This is a genomic window from Streptomyces sp. IBSNAI002 (assembly GCF_052244475.1).
Classification (GTDB): Bacteria; Actinomycetota; Actinomycetes; order Streptomycetales; family Streptomycetaceae; genus Streptomyces.
This window is the reverse complement of the sequence record NZ_JBQPXG010000002.1, coordinates 451,648-468,249: the sequence shown is the minus strand read 5'-3', so window position 1 is coordinate 468,249 and position 16,602 is coordinate 451,648. Positions and strand designations below refer to the sequence as shown.

Annotated in this window: 13 protein-coding genes, 1 tRNA gene and 1 pseudogene; 10 read left to right on the top strand and 5 right to left on the bottom strand. The window is 73.6% G+C overall.

What is annotated here, in order from left to right:
* Nucleotides 1–20 precede the first annotated feature (20 nt).
* Nucleotides 21–3,695, bottom strand: coding sequence for a CHAT domain-containing protein (locus ACTVZO_RS02495; protein ID WP_443296742.1), 3,675 nt, complete (start codon nucleotides 3,693–3,695; stop codon nucleotides 21–23).
* A gap of 167 nt (nucleotides 3,696–3,862) precedes the next feature.
* Here ACTVZO_RS02495 and ACTVZO_RS02490 point away from each other — a divergent pair, with 167 nt between their 5' ends.
* The 4 genes from ACTVZO_RS02490 to ACTVZO_RS02475 all read left to right on the top strand — a co-directional run bounded on the left by ACTVZO_RS02490 (nucleotide 3,863) and on the right by ACTVZO_RS02475 (nucleotide 7,500).
* On the top strand, nucleotides 3,863–4,258 hold the full coding sequence (locus tag ACTVZO_RS02490; RefSeq protein ID WP_443296741.1) for a hypothetical protein: 396 nt from the start codon (nucleotides 3,863–3,865) through the stop codon (nucleotides 4,256–4,258).
* Entirely contained in the window at nucleotides 4,255–5,169 is a 915-nt protein-coding gene (locus tag ACTVZO_RS02485) for a hypothetical protein (RefSeq protein WP_443296740.1), read from the top strand. Before ACTVZO_RS02490 ends, ACTVZO_RS02485 begins: the two co-directional genes overlap by 4 nt.
* Nucleotides 5,170–5,173: 4 nt before the next feature.
* Nucleotides 5,174–6,007, top strand: coding sequence for an N-formylglutamate amidohydrolase (locus ACTVZO_RS02480; RefSeq protein ID WP_443296739.1), 834 nt, complete (start codon nucleotides 5,174–5,176; stop codon nucleotides 6,005–6,007).
* A 125-nt stretch (nucleotides 6,008–6,132) separates the two neighbouring features.
* On the top strand, nucleotides 6,133–7,500 hold the full coding sequence (locus tag ACTVZO_RS02475; protein WP_443296738.1) for an AMP-binding protein: 1,368 nt from the start codon (nucleotides 6,133–6,135) through the stop codon (nucleotides 7,498–7,500).
* A gap of 44 nt (nucleotides 7,501–7,544) precedes the next feature.
* Here ACTVZO_RS02475 and ACTVZO_RS02470 read toward each other — a convergent pair.
* A tRNA-Trp gene (locus ACTVZO_RS02470) sits at nucleotides 7,545–7,619 on the bottom strand.
* Between the two features lie 259 nt (nucleotides 7,620–7,878).
* Between ACTVZO_RS02470 and ACTVZO_RS02465 the strand changes: the two genes are divergently transcribed.
* Complete coding sequence (locus tag ACTVZO_RS02465) at nucleotides 7,879–9,087, top strand: FAD-dependent monooxygenase (protein WP_443296737.1); 1,209 nt, start codon at nucleotides 7,879–7,881, stop codon at nucleotides 9,085–9,087.
* 42 nt (nucleotides 9,088–9,129) lie between these two features.
* Here the strand turns inward: ACTVZO_RS02465 and ACTVZO_RS02460 are convergent, their stop codons facing one another.
* Together ACTVZO_RS02460 and ACTVZO_RS02455 are read right to left on the bottom strand one after the other, a co-directional pair.
* Nucleotides 9,130–9,747 carry a pyridoxamine 5'-phosphate oxidase family protein gene (locus tag ACTVZO_RS02460; protein ID WP_443296736.1) on the bottom strand — a complete coding sequence of 206 codons (618 nt, stop codon included), beginning with the start codon at nucleotides 9,745–9,747 and terminating at the stop codon, nucleotides 9,130–9,132.
* A gap of 55 nt (nucleotides 9,748–9,802) precedes the next feature.
* The gene (locus ACTVZO_RS02455; RefSeq protein WP_443296735.1) at nucleotides 9,803–10,951 is read right to left on the bottom strand and encodes a globin domain-containing protein; all 1,149 of its coding nucleotides are present in this window, start codon (nucleotides 10,949–10,951) and stop codon (nucleotides 9,803–9,805) included.
* A 423-nt stretch (nucleotides 10,952–11,374) separates the two neighbouring features.
* Here ACTVZO_RS02455 and ACTVZO_RS02450 point away from each other — a divergent pair, with 423 nt between their 5' ends.
* Both ACTVZO_RS02450 and ACTVZO_RS02445 read left to right on the top strand, forming a co-directional pair.
* Nucleotides 11,375–11,677: an ArsR/SmtB family transcription factor gene (locus ACTVZO_RS02450; RefSeq protein WP_443296734.1), complete on the top strand. Its 303-nt coding sequence runs from the start codon at nucleotides 11,375–11,377 to the stop codon at nucleotides 11,675–11,677.
* Nucleotides 11,674–12,066, top strand: coding sequence for a VOC family protein (locus ACTVZO_RS02445; RefSeq protein ID WP_443296733.1), 393 nt, complete (start codon nucleotides 11,674–11,676; stop codon nucleotides 12,064–12,066). Before ACTVZO_RS02450 ends, ACTVZO_RS02445 begins: the two co-directional genes overlap by 4 nt.
* Nucleotides 12,067–12,088: 22 nt before the next feature.
* Here ACTVZO_RS02445 and ACTVZO_RS02440 read toward each other — a convergent pair whose 3' ends face one another.
* Complete coding sequence (locus ACTVZO_RS02440) at nucleotides 12,089–13,015, bottom strand: LysR family transcriptional regulator (protein WP_443296732.1); 927 nt, start codon at nucleotides 13,013–13,015, stop codon at nucleotides 12,089–12,091.
* 73 nt (nucleotides 13,016–13,088) lie between these two features.
* Here ACTVZO_RS02440 and ACTVZO_RS02435 point away from each other — a divergent pair, with 73 nt between their 5' ends.
* From ACTVZO_RS02435 to ACTVZO_RS02425, 3 genes and pseudogenes are all read left to right on the top strand, one after another.
* Nucleotides 13,089–14,582, top strand: coding sequence for an aminotransferase class I/II-fold pyridoxal phosphate-dependent enzyme (locus tag ACTVZO_RS02435; RefSeq protein WP_443296731.1), 1,494 nt, complete (start codon nucleotides 13,089–13,091; stop codon nucleotides 14,580–14,582).
* Nucleotides 14,583–14,678: 96 nt separating this feature from the next.
* Nucleotides 14,679–15,605 carry an ABC transporter substrate-binding protein gene (locus tag ACTVZO_RS02430; protein WP_443296730.1) on the top strand — a complete coding sequence of 309 codons (927 nt, stop codon included), beginning with the start codon at nucleotides 14,679–14,681 and terminating at the stop codon, nucleotides 15,603–15,605.
* Nucleotides 15,606–15,646: 41 nt separating this feature from the next.
* Nucleotides 15,647–16,598, top strand: a pseudogene (locus ACTVZO_RS02425) (amino acid ABC transporter permease).
* Nucleotides 16,599–16,602 lie beyond the last annotated feature (4 nt).

The following is a 16,602-nucleotide window of genomic DNA, read 5'->3' as shown; positions in this document are numbered from 1 at the left end:
CCGCCACTCCCGGCACTGTCCTACGGGCCCATGTGAAGGTGGGCGGCCCAGAGGGTCGGGGTGTCGGGGTAGCGGTCGCGCTCCGCGCGGACGGCCTCGTCCAGGGCCAGCGCCGGATCCCCCGCCGCATGCCCGGGGCCGACGAGAGCCGCGTAGAAGGCAGTGGTCAGGCGGGTGGCCGCCTCGTCGTCGGCCGTCCACAGCGTGCCGATCACATGGGTGTACCCGGCCATGAGGAACCCTCCGGTGAGGTGGAGCGCCTCGTCGGCCAGATCGTCGCGGGTACGGACGGTCCCGCAGGCCGAGAGGTAGGCCAGCTCGGCTCCGCCCAGGTGGAGCCGGCTGACGTCGGCGACGGTGAGCGGCCGCTCCCGGTGGTCGTGGAGCAGCAGCCGCCCCGTCGCGGCCCCGTCCGCGGCGGCGACGGCGTGACAGCCGAAGTGGACCCACGGGTGGTCCGGCAGTGCGTCGAGGACGGCTCGGCGGGTCGCCTGACCGGCGGTCAGGACCCGGCTGTCCGGCCGGTGCCGGGTCAGGGCCCCGGCTTCCCGGAGGACACCGGGCAGCTCCGGGGCGTCCGGGGTGCGGGGCAGTGCGACCACCAGCGGCGACCGGACCGCCGCGGCGTCCTGCCGGGCCCTTTCCCGTACGGCGGCGCGCTCCCGGGCCGCGACCAGGCCGCGCAGGGTGGGCGCGTAGGACGAGACCACCCGGTCCAGGACCGGGCCGGCCGCGTGCAGGGGGAGGGCGGTGAGCGCGCCGGTGGGCACCCACCACAGGCGGGGCCGGACCGCGCCGGGGGCGGCCGGCCGGTCGAACGACAGGGCGGTCAGCACCGGTTCGGCCACCTCGGTCCCGAGCCAGTCCAGGGCGGCGCGAACCGTGTCCTGGGCGTCCAGTTGCCCGGTCATCGACAGGGCGGGGTCCCCCAGGGAGTCCACGGCCGCCACGAACGCGCCGACCCGCTCCGAGACCGCACCGTGCGTCAGGCCGGGCAGCGGGACGAGCCGTACGCCCTCCGTGGTGACCAGCAGGGCGTCGGTGCGCAGCCCGCTGTGGTTGAGGATGACCACCGGGCCGTCGGCGGCGGCCGCCGCCATCAGCTGCGCGGTGCGCGGCGGCCGGAGGAAGTCGGTGAACCCGGGCCTGGAACGGATCTCGCCGACGAGCTCCTCCCAGGCCTGGGCCAGCGCGTGCCGGTCCCGGCCCGGCAGCGGCGCCTCGGCCGGGCTGCCGTCCGGAGCCTCGGACGGCCCGGTGAACAGGGGGTGTTCGGGGCGGTCCAGTGCCTCGCGCAGTTCCTCGAACCGGCGGGCCAGGTCCGGATGGAGCCGGTGCAGCTCGGTGACCTCGGTACGGGCGTCCAAGGCCTGGCCCAGGAGGATGCCGCGGCCCTGCTCCAGCAGCTGCACCGCGCGCTCCGGGTCCCCGAGCCCCAGCGCGCAGGCCGCGGCGTCCGAGGCGAGCCCGGCCAGCGCGGCGAGTTGGCGCTCCCGGTCCGAGCGGCCGATCCGGCGCGGGGCGACCCGGGGGAGCAGCTGCACGGCGAGCTGCAGGGCATGGTCCGCCTCGACCCAGTCGTCGCGCTGCAACGCGCCCAGGCCCCAGCGGCGGGCGGCGGACACCCGCTCGCTGACCGGCACCGCCTCGTCCCGTGCGAGCAGCCGCCACAGCCGCCCGGAGGCGGCCAGCGCGCCCGCGTCCTCCTCCGTGACGGCGCGCACGTCCAGGGCGTAGGCGAGCAGCGCGAGGGAGACGGGGAACTGCCGGTGCTGCGGCGGCGTCGCCCTGACCGCGTCCTGGGCCGCCCCGACCAGGGCGTCGAGCGTGGCGGGACCGGGATCCCGGTCGTAGGCCATGCGCAGCACCTGGGCGTGCATGCGCAGCCGGTCGGCCAGGTTGGGATGGCCCTCGGGGGTCGCGGCGACCGCCCGGTGGGCGGCCTGTACGGCATCGGCGAGGTCCGGCGGTTCGGCCCGCTCCCGGAACCGCTGGGCCAGCGCGAAGGCGAGGTTGGACTGGAAACGCGCGTGCAGCGGATGCCCGGTGCCGGTCGCGGCCACCGCCCGCCGGGCCAGACCCAGTGCCTCGTCCAGTGCCTCCGGCCCGCCGCCGCCCCACTCGGCCTGTTGCCGCAGGGCCTCGCCGAGGTTGGACCAGGCGGCGGGCGGGGTGGGGCGGCCGGGGCCGTCGGCGGACTCGCGCAGCAGGACGACGGCTTCGGCGAGGGCCGAGGAGTCGTGGTGGTGCAGGGCCAGGGCCAGCATGCAGGTGCCGAGGCCGGAGACCCGGCCCGGCCGGCGCGGGTCGTCGGCGGGGGTCGTGGCCAGCACGGCACGATGCAGGTCCACGGCCTCGGTGAGGTCCTGGGGTGCGCCGAGGCGCTGCCAGCGCAGCTGGAGGGTGCCCGCCAGGTTGGCCCGTACGGCGGGTGCGCCGGGGTGCTGCGGCGGGACCGTGCCGAGGGCCGTGCGGAACAGGCGGACGGCGGTGTCCAGATCGCCGGGCTCGCCGAGGCGTTCGTAGCGCGACCAGTGGGAGGTGCCCAGGCCGTTCGTGGCCTCGAAGCGGATCTCGCCGTCGCCGCTCATCTGCACCAGGGCCCCGAATCCGCTGATCGCCTGCTCCAGGTCGGCCGCGCTGCCCTGCTCCTCGTACCGGGTGAAGTGGGTCTGGGCCCGTTCGAGCGCCGCGAGTTCGGGCCGCTGCCGCGGTTCGTCCGGGCGTACGGGCGGGTTCGGGCGGAGGGGCTCGGGCGGGCGTACGGGCGGGGGCCGCCGGACGGGCGAGGCCCGGACCGCGCGCGTGGGCGGTCGCGGCGCTTCGGGCGCCGGCACGTTCGCGGGCGACCGCCCGTCCGGGGTGCGTTCCGTGTCCGCCGTGGCCGCGCGCAGGGCCTGCCGCAGCCCCTCGGCCCGGGCGGCGGCCTCCTCCACCCGGCCGCGCTGGGGATGGCCGTCCGGGAACCGCGCGAGGGCCGCCCGGTAGGCCTCGGCCGCCTCGTCGAGCGCGACCACCGACCGGCTGGTGCCCGCGAGCCGCATCAGGGTTCCGGCGAGGTTGATCAGGCCCCGGGTGTGGGCGGGCGTGCCGGGGGCGGTGTGTCGTACGGCCGCCCGCTGGTGCACGGCGGCCTCGTCCAGGACGGCCGGATCGGGCCGTTCGACGTCGAGCCGCAGCAGGGCGTTGCCGAGGTTGCCGCGCTGTCCGGCGTACTCGGGATGAGCGGAGGGCAGGAGCACCAGCGTCCGGCGGTAGAGCGCGATGGCCTCCTCCAGCACGGCCGTCTCCCGGGAGGCCTCGAAGAGTTCCTGGAGGCTGGTCGCCAGTGCGGACAGGTGCTGCGCCGTCGAGGCGGGGTCGGCGCGGCCGTCGGCCGTGACCGCCGCGACCGCCGCACGTCCGGCGGCGACGGCCTCGTCCAGGGCCTTGCGGGAGCCGTCCCGCTCCCAGCTCAGCCGCAGCAGCGTGCCCAGGGTGGTCAGCGCGAACGCGTGCCGGGGCTGCCCCGCGGGGGTGCCCGCCACCGCGATCCGCGCCAGCCGCACTCCGGCGGCCAGGTGCCGCGGGTCGTGCGAAGCCATGTACGCCATCCGGAGCTGCTCGGCGGCGTCGAACGCCTCCTCGGGCCCGGCCGGCGCCGGAGCCGCCCCGGACCGCCGCCGCCCCGCCCACCTGGTCCACCAGCCCGCCACGAGCCCCACCCCCGTACGTACGTCACCCGCCGGCCCCGGAGCCGGAGTCTGACAGCGCCCGGCCCCGCGGGCAACGGCGACACCAGCCATATGGATCAAGGGAGTTGGGCAATGGACTGGTGGGGGAGCCGGGGCTAGCGTGGGTGGGTCGACAGAAGGGGGAGCCGATGGCGGTCGACGACGGTCCGACGGACGTATCCGTGCCGCTGGCCACGGTCTGCGCACGCCTCGACGACGTGCGCGAGGTCGCCGCCCGGCGCGGCCGGACGGCCGAACTGGAGGACGTCCTCACCGGGATCCGCGGCGCCGAGGACGATCCGGGCCCGCACGTCCGCGCCCTGCACGAGCTGCTGCGCCGGTGCGGGGTGCACAACGGCATCGACGGCATCGGCCGGGGGGCGGGCATCGGCGGACTCCCCGCCCTGGACGGGCACCCCGTCGAGGAGGGCTTCGTCTGCCCCCGGCGCCGGTGCGCGCGCGTCGCCCTCGGCCGTGATCCGGAGCGGGAACGCCACTGCCGCCTGCACGACGAGCCGCTCAGGCTGCGGCGGGTGGCCCCATGAGCCTGCTCCTCGCCGAGATCGGCAAGGGCCTGGCCGCACGCTGGCTGACCCTGCTCGTCCCCTCCGGGCTGCTGTTCCTCGGGCTCGCGGCGGCCGCGGCGCTGCTCGGCCACGGCCACGCCCTCGACGCGGGCCTGCTGGTGCGGGAACTCGACGCGATGGCCGCCCGTCCCGCCGCCCGTTCGCCGGGCGTCGTCCTGCTGGCCGCCGCCGCGGTCGTCCTGGCGGCCGCCGGCATCGCGCTGCTGGTGCGCGGGGTCGCGGGGTCGGTCGAAGCGCTCTGGAACGGGCAGTGGCCCCGCCCGCTGCGGCCGCTCGCGCGCCGCCTCACGGCCCGCCGCCTGGCCCGCTGGCGGCAGGCGGACGAGGAGCACGCCGAGGCGCTGCGCGTGAAGATCCGGCTGCTGGAGACCGAGGGCGCGGACGCCGCGGGCATCCCCGACACCGCCGCGCTGAACGCCGTACGCAACCGGATCTGCCTGGTGCGGCCCGGCCGGCCGGTGTGGACGGCGGACCGGATCCGCGCGGCCGACCTGCGCGTGCACACCGCCTACGGCCTGGACCTGGACTCGGCCTGGCCCAGACTGTGGCTGATCCTGCCCGAGGAGGCCCGTACGGAACTGCGCGCGGCACGCGCCGCCTACGCGGGCGCGGCCGGGCTGGCCGCGTGGAGCGTCCCCTACCTGCTGCTGGCGCTGTGGTGGTGGCCGGCGGCGCCGGTCGCGGCCGGCATCGCGGCGGTGGCCCTGCGCCGCGGCCGCGCCGGCATGGACGCCTTCGCCGAACTCGTCGAAGCCGTGGTCGACCTGCACGGCGCAGACCTGGCCGTCAGGCTGAACGCGGACACTCCCGACGTCTTCCTGCCGGAGACCGGGGCCCGCATCACCCGCCGTCTGCGCAAGGGCGCGTGATGTGATGGCACCCGTGGACCACGCACCCGACCCCTTCCGGCCCTTCCGGCTGCTCCCCGGCGCCGCCGCCTCGCCGGTGATCCTGCACGTGCCGCACTCCTCGCGCCTCGTACCGAAATCCGTCCGCGACGGCATCGTGCTCGACGACCCGGGGCTCGAGCGGGAACTGGACCACATCACGGACTCCCACACCGCCGGCATCGCCGAGGCGGCCGCGGCCGGGTCCGCCGTCAGGCCCTGGCAGTTCGTCAACGGGCTGTCCCGTCTCGTCATCGCCCCCGAGCGGTTCCCCGACGAGCGCGAGGAGATGCTGGCCGTGGGCATGGGCGCGGTGTACACGCACACCACCCACCGGGAGCGGCTGCGTCCCGACGGTTTCGACGGCCGTCCGCTGGTGGACCGCTACTTCCACCCGTACGCGGAGGCGGTGGCGCGGGCCGTGCGGGACCGGCTGGAGGCGGTCGGACGAGCGGTGGTCATCGACGTGCACTCGTACCCGACGCGGCCCCTCCCGTACGAACTGCACGGGGAGGGCGCGCGGCCGCCGATCTGCCTGGGCACGGACCCGTTCCACACGCCGCCCGGCCTGCTCGCCGCGGCCGAGCGGGCGTTCGCGGGTTTCGGCGGCACGGGCCTCGACAGCCCCTTCGCCGGCACGTACGTGCCGCTGGAGCACTACGGCAAGGACAGCAGGGTCCAGGCGCTGATGGTGGAGATCCGCCGGGACACGTACATGTCCGAGCCGGGCGGCCCCGCCGGACCCGGGCTTGCCGTGCTGGCGGGGGCGCTGGCGGAGCTCGTGGACGGCCTCTCCCGCAGCGGGACGGGGCCCGTCTGAGCCCATCGGACCGGGGGTCATTGGGCTTTCCGCCGAGGGAATCCGATATCCGTGGTGGAGAACGCGCATTGCGTGCGCGGAAGCCGCCGGATTGGATTGCCAAGATCAAGACGCGGGGGAAGCGAATGACATCCATGCTCGACGGCTGTACGCCCTGGCCCCAGGAGTTCGTCGACCGCTACTGGGCGGCCGGGCACTGGCGCGGCAACACGCTGGACAACCTGCTGCACGGCTGGGCCCTGCAGCACGGACCGCGCACCGCGCTCGTGCACGGCGACACCCGCGTGACGTACGCGGCCCTGAACCGGCGCGCGGACCGCATGGCCGCCGGATTCCGGCTGCGCGGGCTGCGGTCCGGGCAACGGGTCGTCGTCCAGCTGCCGAACGTCCCCGAGTTCGTCACCACCGTGTTCGCGCTGATGCGGGCCGGCGCGGTCCCCGTCCTCTGCCCGGTCTCCTGCCGCGCGCCCGAGGTGTCGCACCTCGTGCGGCTCACCCAGGCCGTCGGCTACGTCGGCCCCTCGGTGCACGAGGGCTTCGACCACACCGCGATGGCCGCGGACATCGCCGCCCAAGGCCCCTTCCTGCGGAGGGTGTTCACCTTCGAGGCGCCGGGCACCTCGTCCCCGTACGGCGGCCTCACCACCGACCCGGCGGGCTGCCAGTACAGCCCGCTGGGCTCCATCGACGCCGCGCCCGAGCCGCCGCTCGCGCAGAGCGCCGGGCAGGTGGCGTTCTTCCTGCTCTCCGACGTCACCTCCGCCGCGCCCCGGCTCGTTCCGCGCACCCACGACGACTACGCCCACCAGGTGCGCTCCGCCTCCGAGCGGGCATCCCTCACCGAGGAGGACGTGTACCTCGCCGCGCTGCCCGTCGAGTCCGACTTCGCCCTCGGCGGCCCGGGCATCATCGGCACCCTCTCCGCCGGCGGCGCCGTCGTCCTGGCCGAGGACCCGGATCCCGCCGCGTGCCTGGCCGCCATCGGACGGGAGCGGGTCACCGTCACCGCGGTGGCGCCCGCCACCGCGCGGCTCTGGCTCGACGTACTCCCCACGGTCCAGGCCGACTTGAGCAGCCTGCGCCTCGTACAGATCGGCGGCGACGTGCCCGCGGACCGGCCGACCGTCGAACGCGTGGGCCGTGCGGGGGGCTTCCGCGTGCAGCAGGCCTTCGGTACGGCCGAGGGTCTGCTCACCCTGACCCGGCGCGCCGATCCCGACGAGACCGTGCTGACCACGCAGGGCCGTCCGCTCTCGCCCGACGACGAGATCCGCATCGTCGACGCCGACGGCAAGGACGTACCCGAGGGGGAGCCCGGCGAACTCCTCGCCCGCGGTCCGCACACCCCGCGGGGCTACTACCGGGCGCCCGACCACGACGTCCGCACCTTCACCCCCGACGGCTACTTCCGCACCGGAGCCGCCGCCCGGCGCACCCCGGACGGCAGCCTGGTCGTGACGGGCCGCATCGGCTTCCAGGTCGCTTCGGGCTGACCGTGAACGGCTTCGCTCCGGCCGCCTGCCGGGGAGGGACGGGACGGAGCCGGCCGGATTCGAACCGGCGTCCTCACGATTTTGGAGACCGCGCGCGTCGACCTCTGCGCTACGACCCCGCCCCGCCCGGAATCTTAGGCCGCCCTGCGGCTCCGTCGGTGCGGTGACGCCATGGGTGGCAAGTGTGGCGCCATAAATGAATCGCAATGGCGCTATGTGTGTGCCATGATGGCATCACGGGGGACGCGCTCCTCGGCCTCGCAGGCCGAGGGGCGCGTTGCGCGGACGCCCTCCCCCGACCGCATGCGGCCCTCTACGGCTGTAGAGTCCCGGTGTGCGGCCTTACCGGGCCCGGGAGTTGAAGGGGAGTGGTGTGCCATGCCGAGACGTCACGCAGTGGTGGCCGGGGCCGGAATCGGCGGCCTCACGGCGGCCATCGCCTTGCACCGCCGGGGCTGGCACGTCACCGTCTGCGAACGCGCCCCCGAGCTCCCCGCCACCGGCGCCGGCATAGGCCTCGCCCCCAACGCCCTGCGCGCGCTCGACCACATCGGCGCCGACGCCGCGTACGCCGCCGGGAGCGCCGTCCCGACCACCATGGGCCTGCGCCGCTCCGACGGCCGCTGGCTCACCCGTGCCGGCACCGCGGACATGGCGGCCCGCTACGGTCTGCCCCCGATCGCCGTCCCGCGCCCGGCCTTCACGGCCGCCCTGGCCGCGGCCCTGCCGCCGGAAGCCCTGCGCTTCGGCACCACCGTGACCGGCGTCGACGACGCCGCCGACGGCGCGACCGTCCGTACGGAGGCCGGCCCGGCTCTGTCCGCCGATCTGGTCGTCGCCGCCGACGGCATCCACAGCCCGCTGCGCCGTGCGTACTTCCCCGCCCACCCCGGCCTGCACTACACCGGCGAGACGGCCTGGCGGACCATGGTCGACGCCGCGGACCTCCGCATACCGGCCATGAGCGAGACCTGGGGGAGCGGGGAGCGGTTCGGCGTGACCCCGCTCTCCGACGGCCGGTTCTACCTCTACGCCACCGCCGTGGTCCCCGCCGGCACCCGGTCGGCCGACCCGCGCGCCGAACTGCGCCGCCGCTTCGGCTCGTGGCACGACCCGATTCCGGCCCTGCTGGACCGGGTCGACCGCCTCGACCCCGCCGACCTCCTCTGCAACGACCTCTACGACCTGGCCGCCCCGCTCCCGCGCCTGCACCACGGCCGGATCGCCTGGCTCGGCGACGCGGCCCACGCCATGACCCCCAACCTCGGCCAGGGCGGCTGCCAGGCCATCGAGGACGCGGTGGTCCTCGCCCACCTGCTCCCCGCCGGAGATGATGGAGCCGATGGAGGCGGCGCAGGCGACGGCGACGGCACCGACGCCGTCCCGGCCGCCCTCGCCGCATACACCGCGGCCCGCCGCGCCCGTACGGACGCCGTCCGCGTCCGCGCCCGCCGGGTCGGCCGCCTGGGCGCCGTCCGCAACCCCCTCGCGGTGGCCGCCCGCGACCTCGCGGTCCGCGCGACCCCGGACGGCCTGGCCCTGCGCGGGATGGACGACCTCTTCAACGGCTTCCGCCTGCCCGGGTGACGGGCGCCTCCCCGGTAACAGGGCCCGCCCCCCTGCGCGTTGCTACCGCCGGTGCGCGCCCGGTGCCGGCTCCAGGCCGGTGAAATAGGCCGCGTCCTTCGGACGGGCAGCGCCGTGGCTGCCGGGGCGGGGCGCCGGCTCCAGGTGGGGTATGTACTTCGAGCAGTGGATGTAGGCCTCTTCGACGCTCATCTGGACCCACATCTCGGGAGCGCGCCCGGGCGCCGCGCAGCTCGGCAGGCCGGTGTGGAGGGAGCGCAGGCCCGCGTCGGTGTACAGCCGGGCCACGCCGTTGACGTGCAGGCCCACGTGGTGGTGGGTGAAGTCCACGAACAGCATGCCGAGATGGGGGTTCTCGGTCATGTTGCCGGCGCTGGCGAGCACACCGTTCCCGCGGAACTCGGGGTAGGCGAGGGTGTGGTCGTCGATCACGTGGACGAACCCCGGCGGGCCCGCCCGGAAACTGGCGTCGCATTCCCCGCGGGAGTCGGAGGTGGCCAGGAAGACCATGGACTGGCGGCCGATGAACTCCCGCATCTCGGACGTGAGGCACGGGCGCACCTGCTGGTCGTAGAACCGGGCGGCGCGCTCGGAGGTGCCCAGCTGCTGCTGCAGCCGGTGCTCACCTGCTGATCCGAAGGACGGCGGGGACGAGGTCACGGGGCGTATCTCCTGGCAGAGCGGGCGGGACGGGCGGGACAAGCAGGCGGATGGCTCAGGGCAGGGACAGGACGGGCGTCTCGAACGGGTCGTGGTGGATGCGTTCGGGCAAGGTCCCGCCCAGCGTGAGCGTCTCGTTGGCGGCGACGACCATCTGCGCCGGGCCGCTGAGGTAGACGTCGTGCTGGTACCACGGTCCGTACTCGGCGAGCACCTGCGGCAGGGAGCCCCGGATGCCCGGGATGTACTCGTGGGAGACCGCGCCCCTGATGCTCAGCCAGTGGTGGCGCTGGGCCATCCGGAGCATGTCGTCCACCCCGTACAGCTCGGCTCCGGTGCGGGCGCCGAGGAAGAGGTCCACCTGGTGCCGCCCGCCGCGCCGGGCGACCTCCTCGACGAGCGCGCGGATCGGAGCGAGGCCCGTCCCGCCGGCCACGCAGAGCAGCTCGCGGTGGACGGCGGCGTCCAGCACCATGTCGCCCATCGGGGCGCCGAGGCGGACGACGTCGCCCACCGTCGCCCGGTGCACCAGGGCGTCGCTCACCGATCCGCCGGCGACGGCGCGCACGTGAAAGGTGAGCGTGCCGTCCTCGCGGGGCGCGTTGGCGGGGGAGTAGTAGCGCCAGTGCTTCGGCAGCCAGGGGGTCTCGACGCTCGCGTACTGTCCGGCGGCGTAGGGGTAGGGCAGGTGGGGACGCACGGTGATCTCGGCGATCCCGTGTCCGCGCGAGACGTGGTGCACGATGGTGGCGGGCCACACGGCGGGTCGTACCGCCTCGTCCGCCGCGGCCGCGCCGATCATGACGTCGGAGACCACTCCGTACGCCTTGGTCCAGGCGGCGGCGGTGTCCACGGTCCACGCAGGGCCGGCGTAGCGGGCGAGCGAGGCCAGCAGGCACTCGCCGACGGCGGGGAAGTGCGCGCTGAGCGTGCCGAACTTGCGGTGGTCACGTCCGAGGTGTCCGCAGAAGCGGACCAGGCTCTGCGGGTCGTCGACGAGGTCCACGATGCGCAGCAGCGCGCGCAGCAGACGGCCGCGCTGGGCGTCCATGCCCGGCGGGAACAGCGGGCGGACCTCGGGGTGGCGGGCGAAGAGGATGGCGTAGAAGTACACCGTCATGTCGGCGGCGAGCGGCTCGACCACGGCGACGGAGGCGCGTACGAGGTCGGTCTCGTGCGCCGACAAGGGAGGCTCGGCGGCCACTGGTTCGGCGGCCTCCGGTTCAACACGGGGGACGGCCGCGGGGGGTGACGGTTGATCCGGAGGAGGGAGGTGGGACGCGGGGCCCGAGCGGTGTATTCGGAATCTCAAAGGACCAGCGCTCCTCCCTCCGTTGTTCGAGGTGGCGTCTCGGCGGGGGCGTCGCAGGTGGTGGGCATGAGTCCTCATGGCAGGGGGCGGCGCTGAAACGGATCAAGCGGTTCCGGACGCTACATGACCATGTGGGTGACTCAGAAGTAGCCAAGGGGGTGACGGGCGCCGGGCTGGTTCCGTCTGGACGGGTATCTCCGCTAACAGGCGCTTCGAGGCCACCCGACCTTCACAGCACCCCCACACCCCCGCCCGCTCGGGCCGGGGCGGCTCCCCGATTTGATAGGCAAGTGAATGTTTGCCTATCCTGTGGTCGTGGCCGACGACGTTTTCAAAGCTCTGGCCGACCCCACGCGCCGCATCATCCTCGACGAGCTCGCGGAGCGGTCCGGGCAGACACTGTTCGAGATCTGTTCGCGACTGAGCGTGAAGCACCAGCTCGGCATCTCGCGCCAGGGGGTCTCCCAGCACCTCGCCGTGCTGGAGGCCGCCGGGCTCGTCGAGACACGGCGGGAAGGCCGCTACAAGTTCCACGACCTGAACACGGACCCGCTGCGGCAGATCGCCGAGCGGTGGCCCGTACCCGATACGCCCGCACCCGAGGAGAACACCCCGTGAAGATCCATCTGACCAGCGTTTTCGTCGACGACCAGGCCAAGGCCCTGCACTTCTACACCGAGATCCTCGGCTTCGTGAAGAAGCACGACGTCCCGGTCGGCGAGAAGGACCGGTGGCTGACCGTCGTCTCGCCCGAGGAGCCCGGCGGCACCGAACTCCTCCTGGAGCCCACCGGCCACCCGGCCGCGAAGGCCTACCGCGACGCCCTCGTCGAGGACGGCATCCCGCTCGCCCAGTTCGCCGTGGACGACGTGAAGGCGGAGTACGAGCGCCTGCGCGGCCTCGGCGTCCGCTTCACCCAGGAACCCCTGGACATGGGCCCCGTCACCACCGCCGTCTTCGACGACACCTGCGGCAACCTGATCCAGATCGCGACCCAGCCCCAGTAGGCGGCGCGGCGGCGAGCCGACGTCAGGCGGGCGGGTGCTCCTCCCACCGTGCGATGACGCGCGCCGCCTGCCGCTTCAGGGAGTCGACCAGGTCCTGGGCGCTGCGGGCGGTCGTCGTACGCAGTACGGCGACGCTGATCTCGCGTGCCAGGGGCGGCCCCTCCAGCGGCCGGACGGCGAGATCAGTGCGCGGCGCCCCCAGCGCCAGGCGCGGGACCAGCGAGACGCCCGTACCGGCCGCCACGAAGCCCTGTACGACGCCGTAGTCGTCGGTGCGCATCACGTGCACCGGCTCGAACCCGTGCTGCGCGCAGGCCCACGACAGCAGGCGGTCGCACGGGTCGCGGGGGTCGGCGGCCCCCACCCAGCTGTCCTCCCGCAGCTCCTCCAGCGGCACCCGCTCCAGGGCCGCGCACCGGTGGCCCTCCGGGAGGACCAGCAGCAGCGGATCGGTCAGGAGGGGGTGCACCTCGAACTCGTCCTCCAGGTCGAGCCGGTCGCCCGGCTGGGAGAAGACCAGAGCGGCGTGCAGTTCCCGCGACCGCAGGCCGTTCAGCAGGACGGGCAGTTCGCCTTCGACCAGGGAGACGTGGACGCCCTGCTCGTGCAGCGACCGCACGGCGCCGGGCAGCAGGAGCGCGCCGGCGGTGGGGAAGGTCCCGATGTGCAGCGTGCGCGTCCCGCGAGCGGCCTGGTCGCGGACCTCCCGCTCGGCCAGGCGCAGCCGCGACAGCACCGCCTCGGCGTGCGGCAGCAGGGTCTCGCCGAGCTCCGTCAGCGTGGCGCCGCGCGGACCCCGGTGCACCAGCGCGGCGTCGAAGTGCCTTTCCAGAACGGTCAGATGATGGGTGACGGTCGGCTGTGAATAGTGCAGGGCCCGGGCCGCACCGGCGAGGGAACCCTCGTGGGCGATGGCCCGCAGGACGTGAAGGTGACGGATCTCGAGCATATAGACAGAGTATGGAGATCCATAGGTGAATGCAGCATTCCTATAGACCTCGGGCGCCCCCACACTGAGCGACGTGAACAGCCCCCTCGCCCTCGCACCCCACTCCCGCCCGACCAGGGCGCGCCAGGACCGCGCGCCCTATGCCGAGGCGCTGCGCGCCCACGCCGACCGTGCCTGGCTGCGGCTCAACGTGCCCGGCCACTCCGCCGAGGGCGACAGCCCACTGGTGGAGACCTTCGGCGCCGACCTGCTCCGGCTGGACTTCCCGCCGCTCCTCGATGGTCTCGACCTCGGCACGGACACGCCGATGGACCAGGCGGCGGAGCTGGCGGCCGAGGCGTGGGGCGCCCGGCGCACCTGGTTCCTCACCAACGGAGCCTCGCAGGGCAACCAGATCGCCTCCCTGATCGCACCCATGCTCGGACGCACCCTCGTCGTGCAGCGCAGCGTGCATTCCAGCGTGATCGACGGTCTGGTGCTCTCCGGTCTGAAGGCCGCGTTCGTCCAGCCCTCCCTCGACACCGAGCACGGCATCGCGCACGGCGTCACGGCCGAGGCCGTCGCCGACGCGGTCAAGGCCCACCCGGACGCGGCGGCCGTGTACGTGGTCTCGCCCAGCTACTTCGGGGCCGTCGCCGACATCCGCGCCATCGCGGACACGGCGCACGCGCACGGGCTTCCGCTGATCGTGGACGAGGCCTGGGGCTCCCACTTCGGCTTCCACCCCGGCCTGCCCTCCGGCGCCCTGGCCCGGGGCGCCGACCTGGTGACCTCCAGCACGCACAAGCTGGGCGGCAGCCTCACGCAGTCCGCGATGCTGCACCTGGGCCACGGACCGTTCGCCGAGCGGTTGGAGCCGCTGGTCGACCGGGCCTTCCGGCTCGTGCAGTCCACCAGCGCCAGCGCGGTCCTGCTGGCCTCCCTCGACCTCGCCCGCAGGGGCCTGGCCTGCGGACACGACGGCATCGGGGCCTCGCTCAGGGCAGCGGACACGCTCCGCGGCGTACTGCGCCGCCTGGGCCGGTACGGAGTGGTCAGCGACGGCTTCGGGCGGTTCCCGGACATCGTGGCCGCCGACCCCCTGCGCGTCGCCATCGACACCAGGGCCGGGGGGATCAGCGGCCACGAAGCCCGCCGCCGGCTCTTCGCCGACCACCAGATCATGGTCGAGGTGGCCACCGATTCGGCCATCGTCGCGGTCGTCGGCGCGGGCAGTGCACCGGACACCGACCGGTTCGTCGAGGCGCTGCACACCCTCCCGCGCCCCCTCGGCGCCGGGACCGACGGCGGCCTGCGGCTCTCGCTCCCGGCCCCCGGCCAGGCGGTGCTCACCCCGCGCGAGGCGTTCATGAGCCCCGGCCGGGTCGTACCCGCGGCCGAGGCGGTGGGGCGGGTGTCGGCGGACACGCTGGCCGCCTACCCGCCGGGCATCCCCAACGTACTGCCCGGGGAGGTCATCACCGCCGAGACGGTGCGCTTCCTCCAGCTCACCGCGTCCGCGCCCAACGGCCACGTACGAGGCGCCGTCGACCCGGCCGTCGCACGCCTGCGCGTGGTCGACGCCTGAGCGGGCCGGCTACCGCGCCCGCCCCCCTTCGCTCTTCCCTTCCCGCCCCGTCGGCCCCACCATTCCGATCCATTCCGTCGAAGGAGTCCACTGATCATGACCAGAGCGGTAGCAGGAAGAAGCACGGTCGCGGCCCTGGCCCTCGTGAGCGCCGCCGCCGTGACCCTGGCCGGCTGCGGAGACCAGACCGGCGGCGAGTCGTCGGGCAAGGCGAAGACCAGCGATGCCCCGCTGTTTTCGAAGCTGCCGAAGAAGATCCAGGACGCCGGTGTCGTCAAGGTCGGTTCCGACACTGCTTACGCGCCGATGGAGTACGTCGAGGGCGGCAAGATCGTCGGTGTCGACCCGGACATCGCCGAGGCGCTGGGCAAGCAGCTCGGTGTGGAGTTCAAGTTCACCTCCGGCACCTTCGACGGCCTGCTGACCTCCCTGGAGACCGGCCGCCAGGACATCGCGATGTCCTCCATCACGGACAACAAGAAGCGCCAGGAGGGCCTGGACGACGACGGCAAGAAGATCGGCAAGGGCGTCGACTTCGTCGACTACTTCTCCTCCGGTGTCTCGCTGCTGGTCAAGAAGGGCAACCCGGACAACATCAAGTCCCTCGACGACCTCTGCGGCAAGACGGTCGCCGTCCAGCGCGGCACCCTCTTCGAGGACACCTTCAAGGCGCAGGCCGAGAAGTGCGGCTCGGACAAGCTCACCATCCAGTCGTTCGACACCGACGCCGAGGCGCAGACCCGCGTGAAGGCCGGCGGCGCCGTCGCGGACCTGAACGACTACCCCGTCGCCGCCTACGTCGCGAAGTCCTCCGGCGGCGGCAACGACTTCGAGGTCGTGGGCAGCCAGAGCGACGTCGGCCTCTTCGGCATAGCGGTTCCGAAGGAGAACGCGCAGCTGCGCGACGCCATCAGGGAAGCCCTCGACGCCATCATCAAGGACGGCTCCTACGCCAAGGCCCTGGAGAAGTGGGACGTCAAGGACGCCGCGGTGCAGCAGGCCCAGATCAATGCGGGCCAGTGATCCGAGCACCCCGTCGAAGGCTCCACTGAAGGGCAGTCGTTGTGACTGACAAGAACGACAAGGGTCCGGCCGTGCCTGTGCCGGCCGGGCCCGGTGCCTCGGGTATCCCGTACGAGGCGATCAAGGCGATTCCGGTGCGGCATTACGGGCGCTGGATCAGTGCGGTCGTGGTGGCCGTGCTGTTGGCGTGGCTGGTGTACGCGTTCTCCCAGGGCAAGATCATCTGGGGTACGGTCGGCGACAAGCTGTTCGATCCCGCGGTCCTGAGCGGTCTGGGCAACACGGTCATCATCAGTGTGGCGTCGATGGCGCTGGGTCTGGTGCTGGGCATCGTGTTCGCGGTGATGCGGCTCTCGCACAACCCGGTCACGAGTTTCGTGTCGTGGCTGTACATCTGGTTCTTCCGCGGTACCCCGGTCTATGTGCAGCTGCTGGTGTGGTTCAGCCTTCCGCTGATCTTCCAGTACATCAACCTGGGTCCCATCTACAAGAACGAGACCGTCGATGTGATGACGCCGTTCATGGTGGCCCTGCTGGGGCTTGGCCTGAACGAGGGCGCCTATATGGCGGAGATCGTGCGTGCGGGTATCCAGTCCGTCGACGAGGGGCAGAGCGAGGCCTCGCACGCGCTGGGCATGACGCGTACGCAGACGATGCGCCGGGTGGTGCTGCCGCAGGCGATGCGGGTGATCATCCCGCCGACCGGCAATGAGTTCATCAACATGCTGAAGACCTCTTCGCTGGTGTCGGCGGTGCAGTACACCGAGCTGCTGCGGGCCAGTTCGAACATCGGGTCGACGGCGGGTGCGATCATCGAGATGTATTTCGTCGCCTCGATCTGGTATCTGGCGTTGATCCAGTGTCTTCAGTGTCGGCCAGTACTACCTGGAGCGGCGTTACGCGCGCGGTTCGCTGCGGAGTCTGCCGCCGACGCCGTTCGAGCGGCTGAAGGCCAACCTGAACATGTTCCGCCGTACGGAGGTGACCAAGTGACCGC

Coding starts and splice junctions, on each gene's coding strand:
- ACTVZO_RS02490 (WP_443296741.1), top strand. CDS start 3,863: ATGGCGGTCGACGACGGTCCGACGGACGTATCCGTGCCGCTGGCCACG.
- ACTVZO_RS02485 (WP_443296740.1), top strand. CDS start 4,255: ATGAGCCTGCTCCTCGCCGAGATCGGCAAGGGCCTGGCCGCACGCTGG.
- ACTVZO_RS02480 (WP_443296739.1), top strand. CDS start 5,174: ATGGCACCCGTGGACCACGCACCCGACCCCTTCCGGCCCTTCCGGCTG.
- ACTVZO_RS02475 (WP_443296738.1), top strand. CDS start 6,133: ATGACATCCATGCTCGACGGCTGTACGCCCTGGCCCCAGGAGTTCGTC.
- ACTVZO_RS02465 (WP_443296737.1), top strand. CDS start 7,879: ATGCCGAGACGTCACGCAGTGGTGGCCGGGGCCGGAATCGGCGGCCTC.
- ACTVZO_RS02440 (WP_443296732.1), bottom strand. CDS start 13,015: ATGCTCGAGATCCGTCACCTTCACGTCCTGCGGGCCATCGCCCACGAG.
- ACTVZO_RS02430 (WP_443296730.1), top strand. CDS start 14,679: ATGACCAGAGCGGTAGCAGGAAGAAGCACGGTCGCGGCCCTGGCCCTC.